Origin of the sequence: Salinigranum marinum (genome assembly GCF_024228675.1) — an archaeon.
GTDB classification, from domain to species: Archaea; Halobacteriota; Halobacteria; order Halobacteriales; family Haloferacaceae; genus Salinigranum; species Salinigranum marinum.
The window spans coordinates 3,736,332-3,760,224 of record NZ_CP100461.1; the positions used below are offsets into that span (position 1 = coordinate 3,736,332).

Consider the following 23,893-nt stretch of genomic DNA (forward strand, 5'->3'; position numbering starts at 1 on the left):
GGGGTCGGCCGAAGCACGTTCGACCCGACTCACCCGAGTTTCCCGTCGAGCACCTTCGCCGCGGTCAACACCGGGTCCCACACCGGACTGAACGGCGGTGCGTACGCGAGGTCGTAGTACGACAGCTCCTCGGCGGTCGCGCCCTCGTGGAGGGCGACGGCGACCGTGTCGATGCGTTTGGCGACACCCTCGCGGCCGACCATCGTCGCCCCAAGCACGCGGCCCGACACCCGATCGCCGAGCATCGTGATGGTGAGCTCCTCGGCCCCGGGGTAGTAGTGGGCCCGCGACGAGGCCGTGATCGTGACGGAGACGGGGTCGAAGCCCGCCCCTCGCGCCTGCTCCTCGTCGATCACGCCTGTTCGTGCCGCCGTGAGGTCGAACGCCTTCACGACGGCCGTGCCGGCGATCTCCCCCACGGGGGTCTCGTCGCCGGCCATCGTCTGCCCGATGGCTCGCCCCGCACGGTTCGCCGTCAGCGCGAGCGGGACGTGGTCCGGCTCGCCCGTGACGGCGTGTCGCGCCTCGGCGACGTCGCCCGCGGCGAACACGCCCGACCGGGAGGTCCGGCCGTACTCGTCGGTCGCGACCGCGCCCGTCTCGCCCAGTTCGATCCCCGCCGACGCCGCGAGGTCGGTGTTCGGGGCGACGCCGACGCCGACGAGCGCCAACTCCACGTCGTACACCGCGCCGCCCACGTCGATCCCCGTCACGCTGTCGTCGCCGACGAACCGCTCGACTGCGGTGTCGAGGTGGAGGTGGACGCCCTGCCGGCGCAACTCCTCCTCGACGGCCTCGGCGACGGTCTCGCCGAACGGGGCCATAACGTGCGGGAGCATCTCGAAGACGTGCACTTCGACGTCGTGCTCGCGGAAGGCCTCGGCCATCTCGATCCCGATGTAGCCGCCCCCGACGACCCCCACCGTCTCGGGCTCCTCGAACGCGAGGTAGTCGCGGACCGCGTCGGCCTCGGGCAACGAGTGCATCGTGAACACGCCGTCGAGGTCCATCCCCTCGAACGGGGGGACGACCGCGTGCGCGCCGGTCGCGACCAGGAGCTGGTCGTACGGCTGGGTGAGCCGTCCCTCGGGCCCTTCCACGACGACTTCGTGCTTGTCGGGACGGAGTTCGACCACCTCGTGGTGGAGGCGCAGGTCGATGCCACGCTCCTCGACGAACGCCTCGGGCGTGACCGTCACGAGGTCGTCGAGCGAGTCGACCGCGCCCTTCACGTAGTACGGCATACCACAGGCGGCGTACGAGACGTACTCGCCCCTCTCGAAGACGACGACCTCGCGCTCCGGCCGCTCGCGCTTGAACTTGCTGGCCGCGCTCATCCCGGCCGCGTCGCCGCCGACGATGACGATCGGATCCATACGTACCCGTACTCGCCCCGTCGTCAAATATATTGCGCGAATTTTACAATACAGAGAACGAGGATCTCGGTCGCGGACGACCCGTGACTCGCCCGACCTCACGCCGCCCCCGTCGCGCGTCGGACGCTCAGTCCGACAGCGACGCGACGACCGATTCGAGCGCGGCCTGTCCCTGCACGCCGACGACCCGTTTCTTGGGGTCTCCGTCGCGGAAGAAGACGAGGTTCGGTACGCCCTGAACGCCGAACGTGGCCGCCAGTTCTTGGTGGGCGTCGACGTCGACCTTCACGACGGTCGCGTCGGTCTCGGCCGCGATCGACGCCAGCGTGGGCTCGAGCATCTTGCACGGTCCACACCAGTCGGCGTAGAAGTCGGCGATGACGACGCCGTCCCGTCCCGTGAACTCCTCGAACTGTTCGGCCGACTCTACGTGGACCGGTTCGTCGCTGACCTGCGGTGCCGCGTCTGACATACACGCCGAGTTGGTCGTCAGAGGGATTAAGAGTTGTGTATGAATTGTGCTATACACAAACTCAGCTACGGACGTCGAGGTGCGAGCGCGTCCGCCGAGCGAACGCGAGGAAGTTGTCGAACACGCGCGTCGCGTCCGCCGTCTCGGCGTGACGCGCCGGCGTGATCGTGTCGAGGATCGCGTCGACCGCCGCGTCGGTGAGCTGGCCGCGTTTGTTCTCCGTGACCCACCGGGCGGTGCCGAGGTCGTACTCGGGGTGGAACTGGACGCCCCAGGCGTTCCGGATCCGGAACGCCTGTAACGCGCGGTCGTTCTCGGCGAGCACCGACGCCGCGGCCGGGAGCCGCGTCACCTCGTCGGAGTGCGTCTCGAACGCGACGAACGACGCGTCGAACCCGTCGAACAGCGGATCGTCGTCGATCAGATCGACGGCCGCGTAGCCGAGTTCGTGGCTCCCCATCGGATCGACGTCGCCGCCGAGCGCCTGTGCGAGGAGCTGGTGGCCCCAGCAGACGCCGAGGACGGGCAGGCCCGACTCGACCGCCTCGCGGACCCACGCTTCGGTCTCCGCGATCCACGACTCGTCGTCGTACACCGATGTCTGTGAGCCCGAGATCACGGCGGCGTCGAACGGGAACTCCGCTCCAACCGCGGGTGGGGACTCCCCGTCGCTCAGTTTGAAGACGGTCACCGCGCCGTCGAGTTCACGCCGGAGGTTCCGTTCGGCCGGGGTGTCGCCGAGCGACGCGTCGAGGAGCGCGATGTCGACCTCCTCGTTCGAATTGTCCATATTGGACAATACTCGCACATAAACATGAATCCAGCGACGGTGTGTCTGCCGCGCCCGACCGTTCGCTCCGCGTGGTCCGGTGTCCGCGCGGAACGCAGGTGACGTCGGCCTGGGGCCTCAGCGTCGGTGCTCAGCACCGACACTCGGCGTGCGGCGTCCCCGGTGCTCGCCGGTCCGGGGTCAGTGGACGTCCAGACCGACGTCGACGGCGGTCCCGTTCTCGACGTTGTCGGTGACCGGACACCGGTCTTCGACGGCCGCGAGCCACGTTCGAAGCTCCGACTCGTCGGCGTCGGCGTCGACCGACACGGTCACCTCGACACGCTGGAGTCCGGCCCGGTCGTCCGTCGGTTCGCCCTTGTACTTCGCGTAGTTCACTGCTCCCTCGACCGTCAGTTCTAACTCGTCGATCTCGATCCCCATATCCCGAGCGACGACCGTCCCGGTCGAGTTGAGACAGCCGACGACCGACCCCAGGAAGTACTCGATGGGGTTGACGCTCGCACCGATCTCGAAGGTCGTCTCGCCGGTGTCCACTTCCATCCGTTGCGGGCTGATCCGTCGTCCGGTGAGTTCGTACGTCGACAGTGCTGACTCGCTCATGCGGGTCGTGCTTCGTGCCCCCGGTTCAAAACGTTCGGCCCCCTGTGGTCGTGACCGTGACGCGACCGTGAGAACGGGATCGTCCACTTCCGCCCCGGTAGCCAAGACTCTTTAGTCGAGTACGCACAATGAGTCCTCGATGGCGCAGGCCCCGCAGAACCAGGAACTCACGGAGCGGTTCATCCAGTTCTACCGCAACTACTATCGCGACGAGATCGGGAGACTCGCCCAGCGGTACCCCAACGAGCAGCGCTCGCTGTACGTCGACTACGACGACCTGTACACGTTCGACCCCGACCTCGCCGAAGACTACCTCGCCAAGCCGGACCAACTCCAGCGGTACGCCCAGGAAGCCCTCCGCCTCTACGACCTCCCGGCCGACGTCAGCCTCGGTCAGGCGCACGTCCGCCTCCGGACCATCCCCGACTCGATCGACATCCGCAACATCCGGGTCCACGACGACCACATCGGGAAACTCGTCTCCGTGCAGGGTATCGTCCGCAAGGCTACGGACGTCCGCCCGAAGATCACGGAGGCCGCCTTCGAGTGCCAGCGCTGTGGGACGATGACGTACATCCCCCAGCAGGACAGTGGCTTCCAGGAACCGCACGAGTGCCAGGGCTGTGAGCGACAGGGGCCATTCAGAGTGAACTTCGATCAGAGCGAGTTCGTCGACTCCCAGAAGATCCGGGTCCAGGAGTCGCCGGAGGACTTGCGAGGTGGAGAGACGCCACAGAGCATCGACATCAACATCGAGGACGACATCACGGGGAAGGTCACGGCGGGCGACCACGTCACGCTCAACGGGGTGCTCCACATCGAACAGCAGACGTCGAACAACGAGAAGACGCCCATCTTCGACCTCTACATGGACGGCGTCTCGATCACCATCGAGGACGAGGAGTTCGAGGACATGGAGATCACCGACGAGGACAAACAGGAGATCGTCGAACTCTCCTCGCACCCGGACATCTACGACGAGATGATCGCCTCCGTCGCCCCCTCGATCTACGGGTACGACCAGGAGAAGCTCGCGATGATCCTCCAGCTGTTCTCGGGCGTGACGAAACGCCTCCCCGACGGATCGCGGATCCGTGGCGACCTCCACATGCTTCTCATCGGTGATCCTGGTACCGGAAAGAGTCAGCTCCTCTCGTACATCCGACATATCGCACCACGGTCGGTCTACACCTCCGGGAAAGGTTCGAGTGCGGCCGGGCTCACCGCTGCGGCCGTCCGCGACGACTTCGGTGACGGCCAGCAGTGGACGCTGGAGGCCGGTGCGCTCGTCCTCGCGGACAAGGGTATCGCGGCCGTCGACGAACTCGACAAGATGAGATCGGAGGACCGGTCGGCCATGCACGAAGCGCTCGAACAGCAGTCGATCAGTATCAGCAAGGCCGGCATTAACGCCACGCTCAAATCGCGCTGTTCGCTTTTGGGCGCGGCGAACCCGAAGTACGGCCGGTTCGACCAGTACGAACCCATCGGCGAACAGATCGACCTCGAACCCGCGCTCATCTCGCGGTTCGACCTCATCTTCACGGTCACGGATCAGCCAGACCCCGAGAAAGACGGCGACCTCGCCGACCACATCCTCCAGACGAACTACGCGGGCGAACTGAACACCCAGCGGACGCGGATGACGAACTCGAACTTCTCACAAGCGGAGGTCGACGCGGCCACCGAGGAGGTCGAACCGGCGATCGAACCCGACCTCCTCCGGAAGTACATCGCCCACGCCAAGCGTAACTGCTACCCGACGATGACCGACGAGGCACGGCGGGCGATCCGTGAGTTCTACGTCGACCTCCGGGCGAGAGGGGCCGACGAGGACGCGCCCGTCCCCGTGACGGCCCGGAAGCTAGAGGCGCTCGTCCGGCTCGCGGAGGCCTCGGCGCGAGTGCGGCTCTCCGACACCGTCGAGGCCGAGGACGCAGAACGCGTCATCGCGATCGTCCGCTCCTGTCTGGAGGCGATCGGCGTCGACCCCGAGACCGGGGAGTTCGACGCCGACGTCATCGAGACGGGCACCACGAAGACCCAGCGCGACCGCATCAAGAACCTCAAACACCTGATCTCGACGCTCGAAGACGAGTTCGAGGAGGGCGCGCCCGTCGACGAGGTGCTCGACCGCGCCGAGACCGAGTTGGGACTCGACCGCACGAAGGCGGAGGACGAGATCGAGAAACTCCGACGGAAGGGCGAGGTGTACGAGCCCCGGCAGGATCACCTCCGGACGACCTGACTCCCCGACCCGCATCCGCCGCCTCGTGACCGCTCGGCGACGCACGCTGCCGGTCCGTCGTGACGCTCGACGGTCGACCGTTCGGTATTCGATCGATGCGCAGACGTGTCACGTCATCGTTATCTCCTCGGCAGTCCTGCTAAAGGAGGATGAGTCTCAGTGCGCGAAACAGACTGTCCGGAACCGTCCAGCGCGTCGAAACAAGCGGGCTGATCGCCGAGGTTGTCGTCGAACTCGACGACGGGGAGACGGTCACGGCGGTCATCACCAGCGGCTCGGCCGAACGTCTCGGCCTCGAAGCCGGCAGCGAGGTCGACGCCGTCGTGAAGGCGACGGAAGTGATGATCGAGACCCGGTAGCCGCACCGCTCCGATTCGTTTCGAAAACGGCTCGAGGAGCCAGCGGTCCACCGGCGGCGGGCCGGCCGTTCGGGTGTCGCCGATCGCCGTCCTCACCGCCGGACGGTCATCGGATCGCCCGCGCGCATCACCAGCCGCCCATCGTCGTCGTAGAGGACGACCGCGCCGTCCGCGTCCCGTTCGGCGTGAAACGTCGGGGCCGGTGGAACCCCGTAGTCGGCGGGGTCGCGGAACCGGGCCGCGATGGCCCACTGCCGGGCGCGCATGCGACTAGTCATGGACACTGGCGGCCCGCCGGGCGGCCGACGCGACGCTCTCGCGAGATCTATGTGTCGATCGACAGGTTCGCGTCGTGGTCGTGTCGTCCATCGGTTCTCGTGCGTTGATCCCCGTTCGTGTATCGATGGCCGCCACGGCACCGTCTCGTGCCTACGGTCGTGTGCCGCGACGGCCGTGCTGCGGTCCGACTCGGCTCTGATCGGCCGCGGTCAGCCGAGCGGGGACCGACCCGCCCGAATCCGCGGTGATCGGCCGTCGGTCGCTCCGCGGAGCCGCGGGGTGGTCACGCCGTAACCGTCACCGTTCCCGCGCGCTCGGCCGCTTCGGTGAGCGCGCGTTCGGTGTACACTCCGAGGAGCTGACCGCGGAACTCCGCCGACGCCTGGAGGTCGTCCATCACCATCCAGTCGTCGAGGTCGTCGCCCGCGCGGGCGGCGGCCGCCTCGATCGTCTCGCAGTCGAGCCGTTCGCCGACGATGGTCTCTTCGACCGGTCCGAGGCGGACGCCGTGGTCGATGACGCCGCTCGCCCCGACGCGTGCCTCGTCGACGACGCCGCCGTCGATGGCAAGCGAGACGGCGACGCCCACCATCGCGTACCCCGACGAGGGGCTCGGCTTCTTCGCGTAGGTACCCACAGCGTCCGGTTGCGCCGGGAGTTCGACCCGCGTGAGCAGTTCGTCCTCGGCGAGCGTCGTCGCGTACATCCCCTCGAAGAAGTCGTCGACGCCGGTGTGTCGGGGGCCGTCCGGGCCGTGTGCGACGAACGTCGCGTCCGCGGCTCGACGCTCAGTTCGTGTTCCGTGCCGTTCATCGTGAGTGTGATGTCGTGCGTCATTCGGTCGTTCTTCGTCCGTGTCGTTCGGTGGGCTGTTGGTCTCTCCCGCGGTCGCTCAGAGGAGGTTCCGGACCCGGTCACGCAGGCCCGACGACGACTCCGCGCTGACCTCGGTCAACTGGCCCTGGATCTGTTTGAAAAAGCGGTTCACTACCCGGTTCGCCACCGGGTTGACGACGCGCTGGCCCATCTGGGCGACGCGACCGAACACGTCCGCCTCGGTCCACCACTCCACGTCGACGCCCTCGTCAGTCTCCGTGAGATGCATCCCCGAGTTCATCTCGAACGAGGAGTTGCTCGCCCGAGGCGTCCATCTCCGGGAACTCCCGGTGTTCGATCGTCACGATCGTCTCGAACCGCGGCTTGACGCTCCCGACCCCCACCTCCATCAGCGCGGCGTACCGTCCCCCCTCGACGAACGCCCGGTCGGCCACCGTCTCGAGGCCGGCCTCGGGGAGCGTCGGGGGGTCCTCGTCGGTCGCCGAGGCTTCGAGCTCGTCGAAGTCGACGTCGCCTTCGTCGACCCTGACAAGGAACTGACAGCCGGGGAGGGCCTCCTTGATCATTATCGGATCCGAAAGCGCGAGCCACACCTCCTCGGTCGATACGTCTTCGAGCGTGAACGTGCCGTTGAACTCCATCGCTCAGTTCACCGCCGGAGCCGTGACCGTCGTCGTGCTCATCGTTATGTCCTCACGGCATTACGGTATTTTGTCACGTAATAACTCTTTAGCGCCTAAAAGTAACTACTCAAAGTTATCCCTGCGTGCGGGGGAGTCGGGAGCGTTCCCGTTCGGTTCGCGAACGTTCCGTCTCGATAGCACTCCCGTTCGACTGGACCGCGTCGCCGGACGCCGACAGCCCCGACACGGAGACTGCCGAATCTGAGTTGTTTTGATCGTCCGCCACGACGGGGGCGTCATGGACCGCATCTCCGCCCTTCGGAACATCGAGGACGCGCTCAGGACGTTCGAGCAGGGCGAGGCCGACCTCGCGACGACGGAGCGACAGGTGGTGGCCGTGCTCAGGACGTACGCCACCGACTTCGAGGGTGAAACAGAACTGGCTGCCTACCGCGGCGGCGGCGACGACCGCGCCGAGGGACTGGTCGTCGTCGCCTCCTCGCCCGCCGAAGCCGAAGCGCGGGTCCGTGACCTCCTGGAGGTCGAGGACCCGACGGCGCTCGACGTCGTCGTCGACCGCATCGAGTGAGGGCCAGGTGAGGGCCGGCTGAGTGTCGGACTAAGGATCGGTCTGAGTATCGACTGCGATACTCGGGCCGGGAGAGTTTTGATTCCCTCCGTCCATCCGCCGTGTAGTGTTGCTCGTGGTGACGTACTCGCGTGCGGCCCGCACGTCGCTCCGGAACGCCTGCCGAACCCACGACGAGACCGTCGTCAGGCGGTTCGGGCGCGCGGCCCTGCTCGACGACACCCACCACGGTGCATTCCTCGCGCTCCGTCTCGTGGAGAAACACGGGACGGACGTCCACGTCGAACTGACCCGGCCGCTCAACGAGTTCGTCGACGTCCCGGACGCGGTCCGCGAGGCGGCCCGTGCGTACGAGACCCGCGAGTCGCCGAGCACGCCGTACCACGCGTTCGTCCGGGGGACGGATCACCCGTCACCGTCGACGCTCCGGGAGCGCGAGCTGTGAGCTTCGTTCCGACGCGCGTCCCCGCGCCCGCACGCCGTCTCGGTACGGTCGCCGTCACGATCGACGGCGTGTGTCGCCGGGGTCGTGCGCTCGATCTCCGCGGGGAAGGGCTCTCGCCCGAGACCGTCGTCGCCGCCGTCCGCGAGGCGTCGACGCCCGGCGCGACCGTCTCCCCGAGACCGCCCGTTCACGTCGACTGCGAGACGGCTGGCGTGGTCCACGCACACGTCTGCCGCATCCCACCGGAGACGTTCGATCTCCACGACGCGCTCGTCGCCGCGGCCCGGTCACACGACGTGGTCGCTCCCACTGTGCATCGGCTCGAACGCGCCCGTGCCGAACTCCAGGAGGTGGCGTACGAGCCGACCGACGTCGACCCGTCGCGGGCCAAACGGCGCGTCGCCGACGCGGAGCGGACGGAACGCCGCCTCAACGAGCGGGTGGCGGCCCTCCGCGGACGGCTGGACGCGCTCCGGGAGGTCGGTGCCGACGCGGACGGCGTCGAGGCCGAACTCGCCGAGGCCGTCGGCACGCTCACCGAGGTCGAGACCGACCGGATCGCCGCCGAGCAGCGCCTCGTCCAGCTCGAACGGGTCGCCCGGGTGGCGCGCGACAGACGACAGCGACGGCTCCGGCTCGCCGACCACGTCGACAACTGCCGGCGACAGGTCCGCCGTGAACTCGTCGCGAGCGTCTACGACGACTTCGCCGCCGCCGTCGATGCGCTCCCCGGTGACGCCGATCCCGGCACGGAGCCGTCCGAGTACGCCGGTGACCGGACGACGGCGTCGCTCGCGGTCGCCTGTCTCGCCCGGCTTGACGCGCCGGTCGTCCTCGCCACCGACCGTTTCGGTTCCCCCGCGGAGGCCGCGACCCGGCTCGACGCGCCGGTGCTTCGGCTCTGACCGCCCGCCAGTTCATATACGGAGAGGCGGCCAGGGCGTGTATGCCCACGCCGCGACACCGGACGGAGCGTGTGATCGACCGACGGATCGAACGGGGGACCACGACCGCGACTGCGCCCACGACCACGACCGCGACCGTGGCTCGATCGGTTCTGGCGCGCTCGTGGTCGACTGGCACGTCTCCCGCGTGAACGAGACGACGCTCGTCACGGTTCGCGTGGAGAACACGCGCACGCACCCTCGGCGGGTCCGGATCGACAACCTGCTCGACGGGCCGGTCTCGCCCCCACGACGACGCGGGGTCGCCGAACGCGGCTGGGACGACGACGGGCTGACGTGCTCTCTCGCTGGCGGCGAGCGCATGTCGGTCGGCTACGCCTGCCGTGCCCCGCCGGCGCGGCCACCGATCTCCGTCCGAGACGACCCGGCGAACGAGGAGACGACACCACCCGCCGTCGAACGCGCCCTCCGTTCGCTCGGCGACCACGCACCGCCGCGCGCCGCACTTCCCGACGACTCCGAGCGACGACCCGACCCCGACCGACGCGACGGGCCCGTGCCCGCCGACACGGCCGACGGGGCCGACGCCGTCGAGTCGGCCGCCGACGAGCCCGGATCGAGTCCCGCCGCGAACGCCGGGATCGACGAGGTGGAGTCCGCGGCGCACGGTGACCGCTCGCCGCCGTCCGTTCCGACGACGGTCGCCGCGTGGTTCGCTGCGGTCGAGGCCCGGCTCGAAACCGCGGACCGGCTCGCCGGGGATCTCCGGGAGGCGACGCCGGTCGTCGCGTCGCTCGGTGGGCGGGCGGGCGTCGAGACGCTCGCAGCGACGCTCGACGACGACTCGGCGGCGCTCCGTCGCGTCGCCGTACGCGCGACCGCGCTCGCCGACCGGGTCGACGAGACCGACGTCCCCGACGTGGGAGGGAACCAGTGATCCTCGCCGTCGTGGGCGGGAAGGGCGGGGTCGGCAAGTCGACGCTCGCGTACAACGTCGGCGCGGCGCTGGATTCGCGCGAGTGGCGTCGCTCGGCAGCGTCCGCTTCCGGCGGGGCCGTCGTCGTCGACGCTGACCTCGGGATGGCGGACCTGCCGTTCGCGCGCGGACCGGACCTCCACGACGTGCTGGCCGGCCGCGCGTGTCCCGTCGAAGCGGTCCGCGAGGGACCGGTCCGTGTCCTCCCGTGCGGGCGCTCGCTCGCCGGCGCACGGGCGGCCGACCTCGGCCGTCTCGACGATGCCATCCGTGCCGTCGAACGGGAGTTCGGCGACGTCGTCGTCGACTGTCCGGCCGGGATGCGCGCCGACGCGGGCGTCCCGCTCGCCGTCGCCGACGCCTGCCTCCTCGTCGCTTCGCCGGCACCGTTCGCCGTGGCCGACGCGGTCCGGACGCGGGAACTCACCCGCGAACTCGACTGCGGGCTCGTCGGCGTCGCACTCAACCGCGCCGACGACGCCGACGCGAAGGCGGCCGAGACGTTCGAACGAATCCTCGGTGCCCCGGTCACGCGTGTTCCGACCGACGCGGCCCTCGGCCGATCAGTCGAGACCGGGCAGCCAGTCGCCGTCGACTCCGACGGGGCTGTTGTCGACGCGCTCGATCGACTGGGCGACGCCGTCCGGGCCGCAAAACGAGTCTGAGCTCCGCCGTCTTCTCTCTCACTTCCGGGTCGAGGCCCGTCGGTGGCGACGAGTCGCCTCCCGCGAGTCGACGCGGTGTCCGTCCGACCGCACGAACCGTGGTTACTCCTCGGACCGCAGGTCGGTGTAGGTGTTCCGAACGGTCACCGGCGTCACGTCGGCGACGTCGGCGGCGGTCGCCTGGGTGACGTCGCCACCGAGGTCGCACGAGGCGGTGTACAGGCAGGCGGCGGCGACGCCGCTCGGGTTCCGCCCCGACGCGACCCCCGTCTCGGTACAGCTGACGGCGTACTCGCGGGCTCGGCGCTCGGTCTCCGCGTCGACACCGAGCCGCGTGGCGTACCGCGGGATGTACTCGGCCGGATCGATCGGGCCGGTTGGGAGCCCGAGCTCGCGGTTCAGCGCGTCGTAGGCGGCCCGGAGTTCGCCCCGGTCCGCACGCGCCTCGGCGACGACTTCCTCAATGGTCCGCGAGACACCCTGGACGCGGCAGGCGGCGTACACCGCGGCGGCGAACCCCTCCAACGACCGTCTGCGGACGATGTCGGCGGACTGGGCGGATCTAAAGAGCGTCGACGCCATCTCGCAGATGTGCGTCGGGAGCGACAGCCCGGCCGTGACGCTCCGGATCTCGGTGAAGACGTACACCTGGTTCCGCTCGCGCTTGGTCGAGATCTGTGCCCGGTTGTGCTGGACGCGCATCCGTGCGAGCTGCCGACGCTTGCGCCCCTTGACCCGCGTCGACCGGCCGATCTCGGTCGAGAGCCCCCGGTCGTGGCGCGACCGCGTCAGCGGCGCGCCGGTCCGTTCGCGGGAGGGTCCGTCGGGGAACGACCGCCACTCTGGGCCGTGGTCGATGTGGTCCGCGGACACGACGAGACCGCACTCCGCACACACCGTCTCGCTCGCGTCCGTGTTCAGTCGTCCGTCGCATTCGGGACAGCCGGTCTGGGTCACCGTGCTCATACTCGAAACTCGGTCCCGATCGGATACTTAAACACGTGAGGAACACGGCGCTGATGCCCTCTGCGCGCCGATCGAACGTACCGGTAACCGATACGTACCGCATTCGAAGACTGTCCCTCGCACGACTATTTATTAGCCGGGCCGTCGGACAAACTCACATGGCTCTGTCGGACATCGCGGCCGGCATCGAGGTCACCACAGCGCAACGCGACCGTGGTGTCCCGACCGTCGACGGGACGGACACCGACCTCGAAGACCGGCTCGCGGCCCACGCGGAGCGGCTTCCGTGCTCGCCGTCGGCCGCGGCAACCGTCCTCGAAACGTACACGCGCGGGGTGCGCGTCGGCGCGGCCGCCCGCCGTGCTGACGTCGCCCCGATGACCGCCGCGAAGACGCTTCACCTCTGCGGCGAGTCGGGTCTCTCACCTCTCGGCCCGACGGCCCGACGGATCGTCCGCGACTGGCTCGCGGGCGAGCTCTCCCGCGCCGACGCCGTCGCGCTCACGGGTGCCGACGCGACCGAGTTCGCACTCGCGGCCTACCTGGAATCGCACGATCCCGTTCCCACCCTCGTCGAGGCCGCCGAGGCGGCCCTCACCCCCCAGCGGAACGCGAGCGTCACGAAACGCGAAACGCTCGCCGAGACGATGACCGACGCGGCCGACTTCGTCTGAACCGGTCGGCGTCGGCCCCTCCGCCGGGGAGCAACGCGGCTCGGTGGCGGCTCGTTACTGCCGACGGAACACCTCGCCGACGCCACCGAGGAGTCCGTTCGATTCGCCCACGGCGGCCACGTCACGCTCGACGAGTTCGGCGACGAGCCTCTCGATCGCGCGCCCGTACCGCTCGTCCGTGAGACAGCCCGGGACGGTCGTCTCCGTCTCCGGAAGCACCACGTCGGCGGCTCCCGACTCGTCGGTGCCGCCCGTCGCCACGAGGAGGTCCGCCGCCGTCCCGAGATCCGCCAGTCGCTCGCGGAGGCGAGCCGTCGCGTCCACCCCGCGGTCGCCGACCGGCGCGACCGCCCCGACCCGCTCGCAGGTCGTGGCCGCGGCCACCGCCTGGTTCGCCGCGATCGGCGGCACGTCGACGAGCACGTGGTCGAACGTCGCGGTGGCCTCTTCGATCCGTCCCTCGAAGCGACGGGCGGCCTCGACGCGTTTCGCCCGGGCCAGTCGCTCGAAGGGTGCGTCGACGGGACAGCACGTGACCCGTCCGTCGGTTCCCGCGTCGAGGTCGGCCAGTCCGGTCGAGAGCGACTCCTCGGCACGGTCCGTCACGAGAGCCGTGAGATCCGGGTCGATCCGCCCCGGGAGGTAGTCCCCGAGCCCCTGCGTCGCGTACGCGGCGTCGAGAACCGCCACGTCGGCCCCGTCGGCCGCGAGCGCGACGGCGACTTCGAGGGTTGTTCTGGTGGTTCCCACGCCGCCGGCCACGCCGACGAGTGCCGCCGTCGTGTACGTCATACCCGACGTGTCGCACCACTGGCCAAAAACGCTCGGGCGTGGCTCTCGGGGTTGATACTCACGGCTGACGCGTCGCTTCGCTCCCGCCCCCGCCGAATGGTGCCCTCCCGGTTCGCGTCGTCCGAGCCGTGACCCGGGTACGGCGTGGTTCGGGGGATGGAGACCGACCAAATACGATTATAACTAATTACTCGAATAATTCTCCGTCAAATGGGGGCGTCGTCCCGGACCGTCCCTCCGCGTACCCCCGAGAGCAGATCGAGGCCTGCTCATCGCTCATAACGGCCGATGAATCGGTCTAGAGCCGCTGACTGTCCGGATAGGGACATCAACCGGCCGATCGTTCGTCGGCGGTGGAGACACGCCCGCTGACTCGCACCGCCGACCGAAGAGGCGCGCATCACGCTGGAGCCTCTCCGGACGATTGGCGGCCCCTAAGGCCCGCAAGCAGCGGTATCGCTGGCGAAGTCGACGGCCACGGCGACGACAGACACCGGTTCGACACGGACGGCGACTGTCGATCCGGAGTGGAGGTCGAACCGAGGACCACGATTCGGCCTTCCACAAACTTATGAGTATTTGATTCTAATCAAAATCGCGTTCACACCGGGGACCGACTCGCCGCAGACACACGCGACACGCAGACTCACTGATCGAGTCACGGCCGCTGGACCGGCGCGTCCGGACGACGCCGAGGGTGCCTGTCCGAACGTGTGTGCGCTCCGTCATCGGTCGGCCTCCACCGGTCGGTCCTCGTTGTTCGCGGCCACGACTCACTCGGCCTCGTAATCACCGCCGTACTTCAGGAAGAAGTACGAGAGGAAACTCACGGAGAGCAGCGCGATCGCGGAGGCGAGCGCGATCACCATCGCGGCGTCCGGCACGGTCGGGACGGAGGGCCCACCGTCACCGCCCTGTTGCTCCGTCGTGACCGTGAGGGACGCGACCATGCCGACCGCCTCGTGCGGCACGCAGAAGTAGCCGTACTCGCCTTCGACGTCGAACGTGTGTTCGTACGACTCGCCGCCGGCGACGTCCCCCTGCTGTGGGTACGACTGGCGAGCGGCCTGTTCGTTCTCGAGGTCTCCCGACGAGAAGAACTCGGCTTCTCCGGGGATCTCGTCCTCGTACGCGGTCACCGAGTGCCCGACCTGTCCGACGTTCTCCCAGACGACCGTCGTCCCCGGCGCGACCGTCGTCTCGTCCGGGTCGAACACGAGTTCGTCGGTCATGTCGATCGTCACGGTACCCCCACCACCCCCGTCACCGGCTTCGGTCCCACCCCCAGTTTCGGTCCCGCCACCCGTCTCGGCCCCGCCCCCCGTTTCGGTTCCACCACCGGTTTCGGTTCCACCACCGTCGTCCTGTGCCGCCGCTCCCCCCGCGACGCCCGCGACGCCCGCGGTGATCGCCGAGGCGCGGAGGAACTCACGCCGCGAGACGGCCGTCTCCGACTCAGAACCCATACACTCAGACCGTGACGAAGCCGCAAAACGTTTTCTTCGGAGCGACCGACCGGTCGCGATCCGTGACGGTCGAGGACGCCGTGCGCGCCGGACTGACCCGGTCGGGTCTCGAACGCTCGCCGGTTCGATCGCGTGCGGGTCGCGCGCGGTGTGCGCGGGGCTCGCTCCCGTCGGGGAGGGTGCCGCGTCTCCGGCCCTGGCGCAGGATTAAGCCGCTGGCCGTGCTGGTAACGCACATGACCGAGCGAGCGGAGCGCGCCGACGAACTGCCGTACGAGTGCGACCTCTGCGACGAGCGGTTCGCGACGCGGGCGGAACTGAAAGACCACGTGTGGGAGTACCACGAGCTGGACGGCGATATCACGCCGTAACGCGGTCCCGACGAGGGTCGCGGAGGTCGGGAACGCCGGCGACAACCGGGGACGAGAGCACCGGGAGCCGCCACTGGCGGCCGTCGACAAGATTGAAGCGACACTCGGTCGTACGTCGGGTATGGACATCGAGCCACTCGTCTCGACGGCGTTCGAGACCGTCGACGCCGACACACGCGTCTCGAAACTCGCGGGCACGTTCGAGGAGTCGCGGACGCGGGCGGTCGTCGTCCTCGACGGCGACTCGTACCTCGGCGTGGTCACCGTCCGGCAGTTAGGCGACAGCCACCGGGCACCCGACGCGAAAGTACGGGGGATCGTCTGGCATCCGGCGACCGTCGGACGCGACGCCGACGTCAGGGCGGTCGCCCGAGCGATGGTCGCCAGCCGGAGCGAGATCATCCCGGTGATGGAAGACGAGGAACTGTTCGGCATCGTCACCGCCGACGACCTGCTGGCGGCAGTCGAGGAGTTCCTCGGCGTGTTGACGGTCGCGGACGTCTACACGCCGGACGTCGTGACCGTCTCGTCGGGGACGACGTTCGGCGAGGCGCTGCACGCCTGCCGCCAACACCGGGTCACTCACCTCCCGGTCGTCGACGGCGACGAGGCCGTCGGCGTCGTCAGCCTGTACGATCTGCTCGCGTTCACCACGCGCTCCGTCGAGCGCGGCACCGGCGGCGCGGCCGAGGGGTTCGACGCCCACGGCGGCGAGGCCTCGCAGCCCGGCTACCGGTCGCACGGCGGCTTCGGCGAGCGGGCGGGCGACCTCGACAGACTGCTCGACCTCCCGGTCGCCGACGTGATGAGCGCGCCCGCGGTGACGACCGTCCGCGCGACGCCGCTCGACGAGGCCGTCCGGGAGATGCTCGATGCGGGCATCTCGTCGCTCGTCGTGCTGGACGAGGACGTGCCGGCCGGCATCGTCACCAAGACGGACGTGCTCGAATCACTGACCTGGACCGGTGAGAGCCGCCCGCCGGTGCAGATCACCAACGTCGATCTCCTCGACGACATCACGCGGGCGGAGGTCGTCGACCTCGTCGAGGGCGTCACCCGGAAGTACGGCGACCTGGGGCTGCTGGAGGCGCGCGTCTCCCTCCACGAACACGACGAGACGCTCCGGGGCACGCCGCTCATCATGGCACGCATCCGGCTCTTCACCGACAGGGGCCACTTCGTCGGGACCGGCGAGGGGTACGGCGCAAGCCACGCGCTCCACCTCGCACGGAACGTGGTCGAACGCCAGTTGCTCGACGGCAAGTCCCACGACGAGACGAAGAAACACCCGGACGAGGAGTACTGGTCGAAGGTGTTCGGCTGGTGGCTCACCGCCCCGCCGCGCCGGCGCTGACTCGACTGTCCGGACCGCGTCCGCGCTTCCGGCCGCCGACTCCCCGCTCCCCTCGGACCGTCCGTGCACTCACTCCCTCTCGACAGATAGTGTAACACAAAAAACACATTACGCAAGTACTGATGTAATTTCTTCCGGTACTGTTGGTTCGTTTACAATCGTCACCTCTCTGCCGGCAAGAACGATCGAAGGGCTGTCGGCTGGTCCCGACGTTCGTGCCGCGGAGAGAAACAGCCTTGCGGCTTGGCCGTTTACTGCCACGTATGCCATCGAACCGCCACCACCGCTGTAACCTCTGTGGACGGGACTTCGAGACGGGCGACGAACTGAACGACCACGTCGGGCGACGCCACCCGAAGGCCGACGTTCACTGGTGGGTCGTCGCCGAAGACCCGGCGAAGGAACTGCAGTTCACCCGCTGATGGGCCGTCTTCGATCTCGACACCGTCGGACCGGCACGTCGCTCGGCGACGAGCGGACACTCCTCGATCCGGACCCGTCTCGAAGCCGACGGGTACCACTACAGTTATAACGACGCCCTCCGGTACGATATTTATGGTGATCAAACATGACAATCCGTGACGTCGCACGGCCGGACGTCGTAACGATCCACCGAACACAGACCGCCGGCAACGTCGCCACGGTCATGAAAGACCAGAACGTCGGGAGCGTCGTCGTCGAGGACGAGGGTGCGCCGGTCGGTATCGTGACCGACCGCGACCTGGCGATGGAGGTCCTCGAACCACGGGCGGATCCCGCGGAACTGACCGCGGGCGACATCATGACCGAGCACCCGACGACAGTGCACATGGACCATGGGGTGTTCGAGGTGACGCGGATGCTGAGCGATGCGAAGGTCCGCCGGCTCCCGGTGGTCGACGACGAGGGCTCGATCGCGGGCATCGTCACGTTGGACGACCTCCTGGTCCTCCTCACGGACGAGATGAACGGTCTCGCGACGGTCGTCGAGGCGGAGTCGCCGCCGTACTGACCGCGCGTTCGCCCGGCCTGGGGCCGACTCGTGCTCCGACGACGGGCTCGCGACACGGTCGATCCGGGGGACCGCGACGGAGCTGTCGCCTCGGACCCACACCGGCCCGCGGGCGAAGACTGATTACACCGCCGACCCCTCTGTGGGACGCCCGATGTACCAGAGCGTCCTCTTTCCCACCGACGGCAGCGAGCAGTCGCGGCGGGCCCGCGACGCCGCGTTCGACCTGGCCGAGACGTACGACGCGACGCTCCACGTCCTCTACGTCGTCGACACGGACGCGCTCCCGCTCGACGCGCACGCGCGGGCAGTCTTCGCTCGCCTCGACCGGGAGGCCCGGCGCGCCGTCGCCGAGGTCGTCACGCGCGCCGAACGCCGGGGGATCGACCCCGTCGTCGGGACCGTCACCGAGGGACGACCGCACGAGACGATCCTGGCGTACGTCGCCGACCACGACGTCGACATCGTGGTCATGGGGACACACGGTCGGCGGGGGTTCTCACGCGCGCTCCTCGGGAGCGTCACCGAGCGAGTGGTCCGACTGGCCGACGTACCGGTGCTCACCGTCCGATCGACCGAGGCCGACGCGAGCGCGGGCACCGCCGAGGAGTGAGCACTCGACGCCTGGTTCGGTCGGTCTCGGAAGCCCGTCGGTGCCACCGGTGCCGTTAACAGTCGGGTCGTGGTACTGTGGCACACTCATGACAGCGCACGTTGCGAGCGTCGGGAGCACCGCGTACGGCCGACAGCCGGAGCGCTCCTCACGGGAACTGTTCGCCGAGGCGGTCGCCGCGGCGTTCGACGACACCGACCTCACGCCCACGGATCTCGACGCCGTCTCCGTCGGGAACTTCATGGGCGAACTCATCGAGGATCAGGGACACATGGGACCACTACTCGCCGAGCACGTCGGTGCCCGAGAGGCGGCGTCGGTCCGCCTCGAAAGCGCCTGCGCGTCGGGCGGCGCGACGGTCCGGCAGGCGGTGTCCGCCGTCGAATCGGGGGCGGCCGACGCGGTCCTCGCCGGTGGCGTCGAACAGATGTCCGCCGCGGACCTCGAACACGTGACCGACGCCCTCGCCAACGCGGCCGACGACGTGTACGAGAACGGCCAGGGGCTGACGTTCCCCGGGATCTACGCGCTCATGTCCCGCCGGTACGCCCACGAGTTCGACGTGACGCGCGAGCAGTTGGCGGCGGTCTCGGTCAAGAACCACGCAAACGCCGTCGACAACCCACTCGCCCAGTTACCGAAGGAACTCACGGTCGAGGAGGTGCTCGATTCGAAGCCCATCGCGACGCCGCTCACCCGCTACGACGCCTGCCCGATCTCGGACGGTGCCAGCGTCGCCGTCGTGGTCAGCGACGGCTTCGCGGCGGCCAACGACCTCGACGTCTCGGCGACGATTCGTGGGACGGGCCAGTCTAGCGACGCTGTCGCCTTACAGGATCGCCCGTCGCTCAGCCGGACACCGGCGGCCGAACGAGCCGCGCGGGCGGCGTACGCGGACGCGGAGATCGGGCCCGACGACGTCGACGTGGCGGAGGTCCACGACTGCTTCACGATCGCGGAGGTGCTGGCGCTCGAATCGCTCGGCTTCTACGACCGTGGGGAGGGTGCCCGCGGCGCGGTCGAGGGCGAGACGGCCGTCGACGGCCGTCTCCCAGTCAACACGTCGGGCGGCCTCCTCGGGAAGGGTCACCCGGTCGGCGCGACCGGCGTCGGCCAGCTCGTCGAACTGACGAAGCAACTCGACGGGCGGCACCCGAACCAGGTCGCGGACCCGTCGATCGCCCTCGCGCACAACGTCGGCGGGAGCGGTGCGAGCACGACGGTCACCGTCCTGGGAGGTGTGTGACCGTGCCGGCGTGGTTCGAGCGGTTCACCGACGCGATCGCCGCGGGCGACCAGCGGGCGCTCGGCTGTGAGGCGTGCGGCGAGACGACGCTCCCGCCCCGACAGTTCTGTCCCGCCTGCGGGTCGACCGCGCTGACCCCGCGGCCGTTCGGCGACCGGGGGACCGTGCTGTCGTTCACCGAGATCTCGGTCACGATCCCCCGGTTCCACGGCGAGACGCCCTACACCGTCGTCGTCGCCGAACTCGACGGCGGTGTCGTCCTCACGGGACAGCTCCGGGACGCGACGGCCGACGACGTCGCCATCGGCGACCCCGTCGCCCTCGGCGTCGAGGCGCGCGACGACGGGCCGGCGCTCGTCACGTTCCAGCCCGCCGAGGAGTGACGGCTGGGTTCAGTGATCGCGTCCTCCGGACGCGGCCGTATCCAGCAGGGCACGTGCCCGCTCGATCCACTCGCGGGCCATGTGTGTGCTGGTCCGGGCGGCCTCCGCGACCCGCGCCTCCTCGACGACGTCGACCGACGCGGCGTCCGCGAGGCGGTCGTTTCGAGCGTCCGCCGCTGGATCGTACGTAGTGCCTCGAACCGGTTCCACCCTCGATGGGATCCATCAGCGGTCATGGCATCGCCTTCTCCCGGCCGCGACGCGAACGTTTGCCCGCTCTCGGGGGCGGTCCGCGTGCACGTCACGAACGCGGTTGGCGCCTTCGCCACCGCGACGGCTCTCCGTGGCCGACACCAGTACTAATATGGCTCAGGGACGTTCACACCGTATGGACTTCGACGAGTTCACCGGCACGGTCCAGCATCGACTCGAACTACCGGGGACCGGCGAGACCGTGCGTGCGATCCGGGCGACGCTGATGACGTTGGGGTCGCGGATCCCGGCCGGTGCCGCCGAGGACCTCGCCGCCTCGCTCCCGATGGAGATCGACTGGTATCTCACCGGCGCGGCCGACGAGCACGGTCAGCGGTTCGACTGGCGGGAGTTCGTCGCCCGCGTCGGCGAGATCGAGCGGACCGATCCACCCAAGGCGGCCTACCACGCCCAGGTCGTCGTGGATCTCGTGGGGTCGCTCGTTCCGCCGTCGGACCTCCAGCAGCTCCGCGACCAGCTCCCCGAGAGCGAATCAGACGAGAACTGGGGGAAGCTCTTCGGCGTGATCGACGCCGGCGGCTGGGAGGAGCACGAGCGCTCGTAGGCCGAGCGACCGCCGGAACGAGAAACGCCCGCGTCCGGACGTCGCGCTCGAGACTACTCGATCCGACGCCACGTACGACCGCCACCGAAAAACCGTGTAGGTCGGCCCCCACGACGGTCTGTGTCGCCCAGGAGAACGTTGACAACCCCCGCCGTCGTCGGCGTCGACATGGACGACCGAACCGAGAGCCGGGTGACGGTACCGATCGACGGCGTCCGACTCGACGGCGAGCTGCTCGTTCCGGCGGGGGGACCGGACTCGTGGTCTTCGCACACGGGAGTGGGAGCAGCCGGAAGAGCCCGCGGAACACCGCCGTCGCCGAAGTGCTCCGCACGCACGGGCTGGGGACGCTGTTGTTCGACCTGCTCACCGAACGGGAGGACGCGACGTACGAGACGCGGTTCGACATCGACCTGCTCACGGAACGGTTGCTCGCGGCGACCGACTGGCTCGACGAGCGTGCGGGCACGCGCGACCTGGCCGTCGGCTACTTCGGGTCGAGCACCGGGGCGGCGGCCGCGCTCCGTGCCGCGGCCGATCGGGGGGACGAGGTCGGTGCCGTCGTCTCCCGGGGCGGGCGTGTCGACCTCGCCGCCGAACACCTCGACGGGGTCACGGCCGCGACGCTGTTCGTCGTCGGCGGCGCGGACACGCAGGTCCTCGAACTCAACCGGAGGGCGTTCGAGCGACTCGCCGGACAGAAGGAGTTCCGGGTCGTCGAAGGCGCGGGGCATCTCTTCGAGGGGCCCGGCGAACTCGAAACGGTGGCGGAGCTCGCGGCCGACTGGTTCGAGACGCATCTGGGGTGAGTTCCGGACGGGCCGCTGCGACGCGTGCCATGCCGTCGTGGAACGACTAGCCCAGGGTGGTAAGACGGTGGGCAGAACACTTTAGTCGCTCGGTGGTATCCACCGTGTATGGGATCCGTGCTGTTAGCGACGGATGGAAGCGAGTACGCACGCCGGGCCGCCGAGCGCGCAATCGAACTCGTCGAGGAGCGGTCGGCACCGCTGTACGTCATCTGTGTGGTGGACCGGCAACGGTTCGGGGAGTCGGCGCTCAGCTCCGCGGAGTTGGCGACGATCTACGCCGAGGACCACGCCGCGGCGTGCGTCGCGGAGGTCGAACGGATGACCGAAGGGCGCGATATCTCGGTCGAAGGAGACACCCGACACGGGGTCCCCCACGAGGTCATCATGGAGTACGCCGACGAGGTGGACGCGGACGTCATCGTCGTCGGGGAACACGGCGACCACAGGGAGCATTTCGCCGGCGTCGGCCGGAAGGTCACCGAACGGGCCGACCGTGAGGTGATCGTTGTCGAAGCCGTCCCGTGACGCCCCCGGGATCGTTCGACTCCGTCTGCCGGTCCGTCCGGACGCTCACCGCACGGCGTCGGCGAGCCCGAGGGCCGACGACTCGGTAAAGATTTATAACTAATTACTCAAATATGTCGACCAAACGCACGGGACACGACGACCCCGCCGTGACGGGCCCGTTCACGGCGCAAATCCGACTTCGGTGCGCAGTCCGGTCCGTCCGCAGTCATCCAGTTCGAGCCGCAAACTGCCCGCCAGCACACCGACACCGACCCTCTCTTTTCCCCCGCAAACAGCGACCCCGCACGGATCAACTCGCCTCCGGGTACCGGGACACTCGATCGAAACTGACCCGTCGTATCCGTGGACCCGATCGAACGGCCGAAAAGCCCGAGGACCCATAATTCGACGGTTTCGGGCGTTCGATTCGACCGGCGTTCGGTCGACATTCCCTTTCGATGTCACGACGAACGCGGCGATCTTTGAGCCACCGTGGTCGCCCTCTGACCGTCCCTCTTTTAGTAGTAATCGAGTATTGACTTTTAATCTTTGGGCCACTCCGGTCGTGAGGCGGGGGCAGAAACGGTGAAGTACACGACGCGATCCCCACCGGTTCGGGGCTCGTCGATCCCGATCCGGCCCCCGTTCGCGAGCGAAAGTTAATGTGACGACATGTCCATTGCTACGCATGTACGATCGGATCCTCGTTCCGACCGACGGGAGCCCGTCAGCGGAGGCGGCGATGGATCACGCGCTCGCCCTCGCCGAGGCGTTCGACGCCGAACTCCGCCTCCTGTACGTCATCAACACGCGACGGTACGACACCTCGATCGAGAGCGCCGTCGACCCGCTCGAACGGGAGGGCGAGCGGTGTCTCGACCGGCTCGTCGCGGCGGCCGGCGAGACCGACACCCCCATTACGACCGACATCGAGCTGGGTCGCCCCGCGCGCACGCTCCTATCGTCCGTCGACGCGCACGACGTCGACCTCGTCGTCATGGGGACGCGCGGCGAAGGAGGACTCCCGCGCCGACTGCTCGGGAGCGTGACGGAGTACGTCGTCACGCACGCCGACGTCCCCATCCACGTCGTCCCGTCGGTCGACCACGCCGACGACACCCACGAGGGGCCCTGATCGACCCGCCGGTCCCGGGCCTCACTCGGCTCCGTCGCCGCCCGCCGGCTCGAACTCGGGCGGGAGCCCCAGGTGTTTGATGCCGATCTGCTCGTCGACGTCGAACCGGTAGAGTCCGGTCTCCTCCGTCGCGCTCGCCCGCTCGAACACGTCCGGTCGCCAGGCACCGGTGAGGGTCTCGGTCGCGGCGGCCCGCTCGGCCTCGGGGACCTCGGCGACGCTCCCCGACAGGAGGACGCTCCGCCAGTTGAACGGTGTCTCGGCGCTGTACACGAGGAATCGAGCGGCGTCAGCCCGACTGCTCAGCTCCGCCTTCCGGCTCTCTGCACCGAGGAGATAGAGGAAGTACAGCCGCGACTCCCCGTCGTAGCCGAACGACAGCGGCCGCATGCTGGGTGCGTCCGCCGCCGGGAGGCCGAGTACGCCGACGCTTTGACTCGCGAGGTACCCCCGGATCTCGTCGTCGGTCATCCGGACCATCCCGTACGTTTCGAGTTCGTCGAGTGTCATGTTTGGTCGGACGGCGCGGCGTCGAATAAATAGATCGACAGTTGTCACGGCGGGAGAACGCGCCCGCTTGCGCCCACTTCCGCCCGTTC

31 protein-coding genes and 1 pseudogene are annotated in these 23,893 nt (G+C 68.8%); 19 read left to right on the top strand and 13 right to left on the bottom strand.

The features are described 5' to 3' along the window. Positions 1-29: 29 nt before the first annotated feature. The 4 genes from NKJ07_RS18735 to NKJ07_RS18750 form a co-directional block, all read right to left on the bottom strand. The gene (locus NKJ07_RS18735) at positions 30-1,376 is read right to left on the bottom strand and encodes an FAD-dependent oxidoreductase (protein WP_318568301.1); all 1,347 of its coding nucleotides are present in this window, start codon (positions 1,374-1,376) and stop codon (positions 30-32) included. Between the two features lie 127 nt (positions 1,377-1,503). Next, positions 1,504-1,848 carry a thioredoxin gene (gene trxA, locus NKJ07_RS18740; RefSeq protein ID WP_318568302.1) on the bottom strand — a complete coding sequence of 115 codons (345 nt, stop codon included), beginning with the start codon at positions 1,846-1,848 and terminating at the stop codon, positions 1,504-1,506. Between the two features lie 61 nt (positions 1,849-1,909). Continuing rightward, positions 1,910-2,638, bottom strand: coding sequence for a type 1 glutamine amidotransferase (locus NKJ07_RS18745; protein WP_318568303.1), 729 nt, complete (start codon positions 2,636-2,638; stop codon positions 1,910-1,912). 180 nt (positions 2,639-2,818) lie between these two features. Then, a complete protein-coding gene (locus NKJ07_RS18750) occupies positions 2,819-3,241 on the bottom strand; it encodes an OsmC family protein (protein WP_318568304.1) in 423 nt (140 codons plus the stop codon). A gap of 139 nt (positions 3,242-3,380) precedes the next feature. Between NKJ07_RS18750 and NKJ07_RS18755 the strand changes: the two genes are divergently transcribed. Continuing rightward, on the top strand, positions 3,381-5,489 hold the full coding sequence (locus tag NKJ07_RS18755) for a minichromosome maintenance protein MCM (RefSeq protein WP_318568305.1): 2,109 nt from the start codon (positions 3,381-3,383) through the stop codon (positions 5,487-5,489). A 149-nt stretch (positions 5,490-5,638) separates the two neighbouring features. Beyond that, on the top strand, positions 5,639-5,848 hold the full coding sequence (locus NKJ07_RS18760) for a TOBE domain-containing protein (protein WP_318568306.1): 210 nt from the start codon (positions 5,639-5,641) through the stop codon (positions 5,846-5,848). Between the two features lie 92 nt (positions 5,849-5,940). Here the strand turns inward: NKJ07_RS18760 and NKJ07_RS18765 are convergent, their stop codons facing one another. The 4 genes from NKJ07_RS18765 to NKJ07_RS18780 all read right to left on the bottom strand — a co-directional run bounded on the left by NKJ07_RS18765 (position 5,941) and on the right by NKJ07_RS18780 (position 7,605). Next, a complete protein-coding gene (locus NKJ07_RS18765) occupies positions 5,941-6,126 on the bottom strand; it encodes a hypothetical protein (RefSeq protein WP_318568307.1) in 186 nt (61 codons plus the stop codon). Positions 6,127-6,410: 284 nt separating this feature from the next. After that, a complete protein-coding gene (locus NKJ07_RS18770; protein WP_318568308.1) occupies positions 6,411-6,833 on the bottom strand; it encodes an FAD binding domain-containing protein in 423 nt (140 codons plus the stop codon). Between the two features lie 186 nt (positions 6,834-7,019). Next, positions 7,020-7,232 carry an SRPBCC domain-containing protein gene (locus NKJ07_RS18775; protein ID WP_318568309.1) on the bottom strand — a complete coding sequence of 71 codons (213 nt, stop codon included), beginning with the start codon at positions 7,230-7,232 and terminating at the stop codon, positions 7,020-7,022. Beyond that, positions 7,213-7,605, bottom strand: coding sequence for a hypothetical protein (locus tag NKJ07_RS18780; RefSeq protein ID WP_318568310.1), 393 nt, complete (start codon positions 7,603-7,605; stop codon positions 7,213-7,215). The genes NKJ07_RS18775 and NKJ07_RS18780 overlap by 20 nt, the downstream gene beginning before the upstream one ends. A gap of 280 nt (positions 7,606-7,885) precedes the next feature. On the opposite strand from NKJ07_RS18780, the gene NKJ07_RS18785 reads away from it, so the two are divergent. From NKJ07_RS18785 to NKJ07_RS18805, 5 genes are all read left to right on the top strand, one after another. Further along, positions 7,886-8,176, top strand: a complete 291-nt coding sequence (locus NKJ07_RS18785) for a DUF7854 family protein (protein WP_318568311.1) — start codon at positions 7,886-7,888, stop codon at positions 8,174-8,176. A gap of 106 nt (positions 8,177-8,282) precedes the next feature. Beyond that, positions 8,283-8,621, top strand: coding sequence for a DUF7855 family protein (locus NKJ07_RS18790; protein ID WP_318568312.1), 339 nt, complete (start codon positions 8,283-8,285; stop codon positions 8,619-8,621). Continuing rightward, positions 8,618-9,526 (top strand): DUF7856 family protein, encoded by a 909-nt coding sequence (locus tag NKJ07_RS18795; protein ID WP_318568313.1) that lies wholly within the window; start codon positions 8,618-8,620, stop codon positions 9,524-9,526. The genes NKJ07_RS18790 and NKJ07_RS18795 overlap by 4 nt, the downstream gene beginning before the upstream one ends. 37 nt (positions 9,527-9,563) lie before the next feature. Beyond that, positions 9,564-10,463, top strand: a complete 900-nt coding sequence (locus NKJ07_RS18800; RefSeq protein WP_318568314.1) for a DUF7857 domain-containing protein — start codon at positions 9,564-9,566, stop codon at positions 10,461-10,463. Further along, positions 10,460-11,167, top strand: coding sequence for a nucleotide-binding protein (locus NKJ07_RS18805; RefSeq protein WP_318568315.1), 708 nt, complete (start codon positions 10,460-10,462; stop codon positions 11,165-11,167). Before NKJ07_RS18800 ends, NKJ07_RS18805 begins: the two co-directional genes overlap by 4 nt. Positions 11,168-11,269: 102 nt before the next feature. Here the strand turns inward: NKJ07_RS18805 and NKJ07_RS18810 are convergent, their stop codons facing one another. Further along, a complete protein-coding gene (locus NKJ07_RS18810; protein WP_318568316.1) occupies positions 11,270-12,133 on the bottom strand; it encodes a transcription initiation factor IIB in 864 nt (287 codons plus the stop codon). 158 nt (positions 12,134-12,291) lie between these two features. On the opposite strand from NKJ07_RS18810, the gene NKJ07_RS18815 reads away from it, so the two are divergent. Further along, positions 12,292-12,807, top strand: a complete 516-nt coding sequence (locus NKJ07_RS18815) for a DUF7858 family protein (RefSeq protein ID WP_318568317.1) — start codon at positions 12,292-12,294, stop codon at positions 12,805-12,807. Positions 12,808-12,861: 54 nt separating this feature from the next. Here NKJ07_RS18815 and NKJ07_RS18820 read toward each other — a convergent pair whose 3' ends face one another. Further along, entirely contained in the window at positions 12,862-13,599 is a 738-nt protein-coding gene (locus NKJ07_RS18820) for a P-loop NTPase family protein (RefSeq protein WP_318568318.1), read from the bottom strand. A 773-nt stretch (positions 13,600-14,372) separates the two neighbouring features. Next, a complete protein-coding gene (locus NKJ07_RS18825; protein WP_318568319.1) occupies positions 14,373-15,065 on the bottom strand; it encodes a plastocyanin/azurin family copper-binding protein in 693 nt (230 codons plus the stop codon). A 236-nt stretch (positions 15,066-15,301) separates the two neighbouring features. Here NKJ07_RS18825 and NKJ07_RS18830 point away from each other — a divergent pair, with 236 nt between their 5' ends. From NKJ07_RS18830 to NKJ07_RS18860, 7 genes are all read left to right on the top strand, one after another. After that, a complete protein-coding gene (locus tag NKJ07_RS18830; protein WP_318568320.1) occupies positions 15,302-15,436 on the top strand; it encodes a hypothetical protein in 135 nt (44 codons plus the stop codon). A 121-nt stretch (positions 15,437-15,557) separates the two neighbouring features. Next, positions 15,558-16,790, top strand: coding sequence for a CBS domain-containing protein (locus NKJ07_RS18835; RefSeq protein WP_318568321.1), 1,233 nt, complete (start codon positions 15,558-15,560; stop codon positions 16,788-16,790). Positions 16,791-17,053: 263 nt separating this feature from the next. Then, on the top strand, positions 17,054-17,212 hold the full coding sequence (locus tag NKJ07_RS18840) for a C2H2-type zinc finger protein (RefSeq protein WP_318568322.1): 159 nt from the start codon (positions 17,054-17,056) through the stop codon (positions 17,210-17,212). A gap of 146 nt (positions 17,213-17,358) precedes the next feature. Beyond that, positions 17,359-17,781, top strand: a complete 423-nt coding sequence (locus tag NKJ07_RS18845; RefSeq protein WP_318568323.1) for a CBS domain-containing protein — start codon at positions 17,359-17,361, stop codon at positions 17,779-17,781. 154 nt (positions 17,782-17,935) lie between these two features. Beyond that, positions 17,936-18,394 carry a universal stress protein gene (locus tag NKJ07_RS18850; RefSeq protein WP_318568324.1) on the top strand — a complete coding sequence of 153 codons (459 nt, stop codon included), beginning with the start codon at positions 17,936-17,938 and terminating at the stop codon, positions 18,392-18,394. An 88-nt stretch (positions 18,395-18,482) separates the two neighbouring features. Beyond that, on the top strand, positions 18,483-19,640 hold the full coding sequence (locus tag NKJ07_RS18855) for a thiolase domain-containing protein (protein ID WP_318568325.1): 1,158 nt from the start codon (positions 18,483-18,485) through the stop codon (positions 19,638-19,640). After that, entirely contained in the window at positions 19,637-20,023 is a 387-nt protein-coding gene (locus tag NKJ07_RS18860) for a Zn-ribbon domain-containing OB-fold protein (protein ID WP_318568326.1), read from the top strand. The genes NKJ07_RS18855 and NKJ07_RS18860 overlap by 4 nt, the downstream gene beginning before the upstream one ends. 9 nt (positions 20,024-20,032) lie before the next feature. Here the strand turns inward: NKJ07_RS18860 and NKJ07_RS18865 are convergent, their stop codons facing one another. Beyond that, on the bottom strand, positions 20,033-20,233 hold the full coding sequence (locus tag NKJ07_RS18865; protein WP_318568327.1) for a hypothetical protein: 201 nt from the start codon (positions 20,231-20,233) through the stop codon (positions 20,033-20,035). A gap of 178 nt (positions 20,234-20,411) precedes the next feature. Here NKJ07_RS18865 and NKJ07_RS18870 point away from each other — a divergent pair, with 178 nt between their 5' ends. From NKJ07_RS18870 to NKJ07_RS18885, 4 genes and pseudogenes are all read left to right on the top strand, one after another. Further along, complete coding sequence (locus NKJ07_RS18870; RefSeq protein WP_318568328.1) at positions 20,412-20,840, top strand: DUF2267 domain-containing protein; 429 nt, start codon at positions 20,412-20,414, stop codon at positions 20,838-20,840. Between the two features lie 168 nt (positions 20,841-21,008). Next, positions 21,009-21,649, top strand: a pseudogene (locus NKJ07_RS18875) (dienelactone hydrolase family protein). A gap of 108 nt (positions 21,650-21,757) precedes the next feature. Then, positions 21,758-22,177, top strand: a complete 420-nt coding sequence (locus NKJ07_RS18880) for a universal stress protein (protein WP_318568329.1) — start codon at positions 21,758-21,760, stop codon at positions 22,175-22,177. A gap of 670 nt (positions 22,178-22,847) precedes the next feature. Further along, the gene (locus NKJ07_RS18885; protein ID WP_318568330.1) at positions 22,848-23,294 is read left to right on the top strand and encodes a universal stress protein; all 447 of its coding nucleotides are present in this window, start codon (positions 22,848-22,850) and stop codon (positions 23,292-23,294) included. A 21-nt stretch (positions 23,295-23,315) separates the two neighbouring features. Here the strand turns inward: NKJ07_RS18885 and NKJ07_RS18890 are convergent, their stop codons facing one another. Continuing rightward, positions 23,316-23,804: a pyridoxamine 5'-phosphate oxidase family protein gene (locus NKJ07_RS18890; protein WP_318568331.1), complete on the bottom strand. Its 489-nt coding sequence runs from the start codon at positions 23,802-23,804 to the stop codon at positions 23,316-23,318. Positions 23,805-23,893: the final 89 nt, after the last annotated feature.

Bases quoted from the DNA above. Each gene is read 5' to 3' on its own strand.
- NKJ07_RS18735 (WP_318568301.1), bottom strand. From the start codon at position 1,376: ATGGATCCGATCGTCATCGTCGGCGGCGACGCGGCCGGGATGAGCGCG.
- trxA (WP_318568302.1), bottom strand. From the start codon at position 1,848: ATGTCAGACGCGGCACCGCAGGTCAGCGACGAACCGGTCCACGTAGAG.
- NKJ07_RS18745 (WP_318568303.1), bottom strand. From the start codon at position 2,638: ATGGACAATTCGAACGAGGAGGTCGACATCGCGCTCCTCGACGCGTCG.
- NKJ07_RS18750 (WP_318568304.1), bottom strand. From the start codon at position 3,241: ATGAGCGAGTCAGCACTGTCGACGTACGAACTCACCGGACGACGGATC.
- NKJ07_RS18755 (WP_318568305.1), top strand. From the start codon at position 3,381: ATGGCGCAGGCCCCGCAGAACCAGGAACTCACGGAGCGGTTCATCCAG.
- NKJ07_RS18760 (WP_318568306.1), top strand. From the start codon at position 5,639: ATGAGTCTCAGTGCGCGAAACAGACTGTCCGGAACCGTCCAGCGCGTC.
- NKJ07_RS18765 (WP_318568307.1), bottom strand. From the start codon at position 6,126: ATGACTAGTCGCATGCGCGCCCGGCAGTGGGCCATCGCGGCCCGGTTC.
- NKJ07_RS18770 (WP_318568308.1), bottom strand. From the start codon at position 6,833: ATGTACGCGACGACGCTCGCCGAGGACGAACTGCTCACGCGGGTCGAA.
- NKJ07_RS18775 (WP_318568309.1), bottom strand. From the start codon at position 7,232: ATGCATCTCACGGAGACTGACGAGGGCGTCGACGTGGAGTGGTGGACC.
- NKJ07_RS18780 (WP_318568310.1), bottom strand. From the start codon at position 7,605: ATGGAGTTCAACGGCACGTTCACGCTCGAAGACGTATCGACCGAGGAG.
- NKJ07_RS18785 (WP_318568311.1), top strand. From the start codon at position 7,886: ATGGACCGCATCTCCGCCCTTCGGAACATCGAGGACGCGCTCAGGACG.
- NKJ07_RS18810 (WP_318568316.1), bottom strand. From the start codon at position 12,133: ATGAGCACGGTGACCCAGACCGGCTGTCCCGAATGCGACGGACGACTG.
- NKJ07_RS18815 (WP_318568317.1), top strand. From the start codon at position 12,292: ATGGCTCTGTCGGACATCGCGGCCGGCATCGAGGTCACCACAGCGCAA.
- NKJ07_RS18820 (WP_318568318.1), bottom strand. From the start codon at position 13,599: ATGACGTACACGACGGCGGCACTCGTCGGCGTGGCCGGCGGCGTGGGA.
- NKJ07_RS18825 (WP_318568319.1), bottom strand. From the start codon at position 15,065: ATGGGTTCTGAGTCGGAGACGGCCGTCTCGCGGCGTGAGTTCCTCCGC.
- NKJ07_RS18830 (WP_318568320.1), top strand. From the start codon at position 15,302: ATGACCGAGCGAGCGGAGCGCGCCGACGAACTGCCGTACGAGTGCGAC.
- NKJ07_RS18835 (WP_318568321.1), top strand. From the start codon at position 15,558: ATGGACATCGAGCCACTCGTCTCGACGGCGTTCGAGACCGTCGACGCC.
- NKJ07_RS18840 (WP_318568322.1), top strand. From the start codon at position 17,054: ATGCCATCGAACCGCCACCACCGCTGTAACCTCTGTGGACGGGACTTC.
- NKJ07_RS18845 (WP_318568323.1), top strand. From the start codon at position 17,359: ATGACAATCCGTGACGTCGCACGGCCGGACGTCGTAACGATCCACCGA.
- NKJ07_RS18850 (WP_318568324.1), top strand. From the start codon at position 17,936: ATGTACCAGAGCGTCCTCTTTCCCACCGACGGCAGCGAGCAGTCGCGG.
- NKJ07_RS18855 (WP_318568325.1), top strand. From the start codon at position 18,483: ATGACAGCGCACGTTGCGAGCGTCGGGAGCACCGCGTACGGCCGACAG.
- NKJ07_RS18870 (WP_318568328.1), top strand. From the start codon at position 20,412: ATGGACTTCGACGAGTTCACCGGCACGGTCCAGCATCGACTCGAACTA.
- NKJ07_RS18880 (WP_318568329.1), top strand. From the start codon at position 21,758: ATGGGATCCGTGCTGTTAGCGACGGATGGAAGCGAGTACGCACGCCGG.
- NKJ07_RS18885 (WP_318568330.1), top strand. From the start codon at position 22,848: ATGTACGATCGGATCCTCGTTCCGACCGACGGGAGCCCGTCAGCGGAG.
- NKJ07_RS18890 (WP_318568331.1), bottom strand. From the start codon at position 23,804: ATGACACTCGACGAACTCGAAACGTACGGGATGGTCCGGATGACCGAC.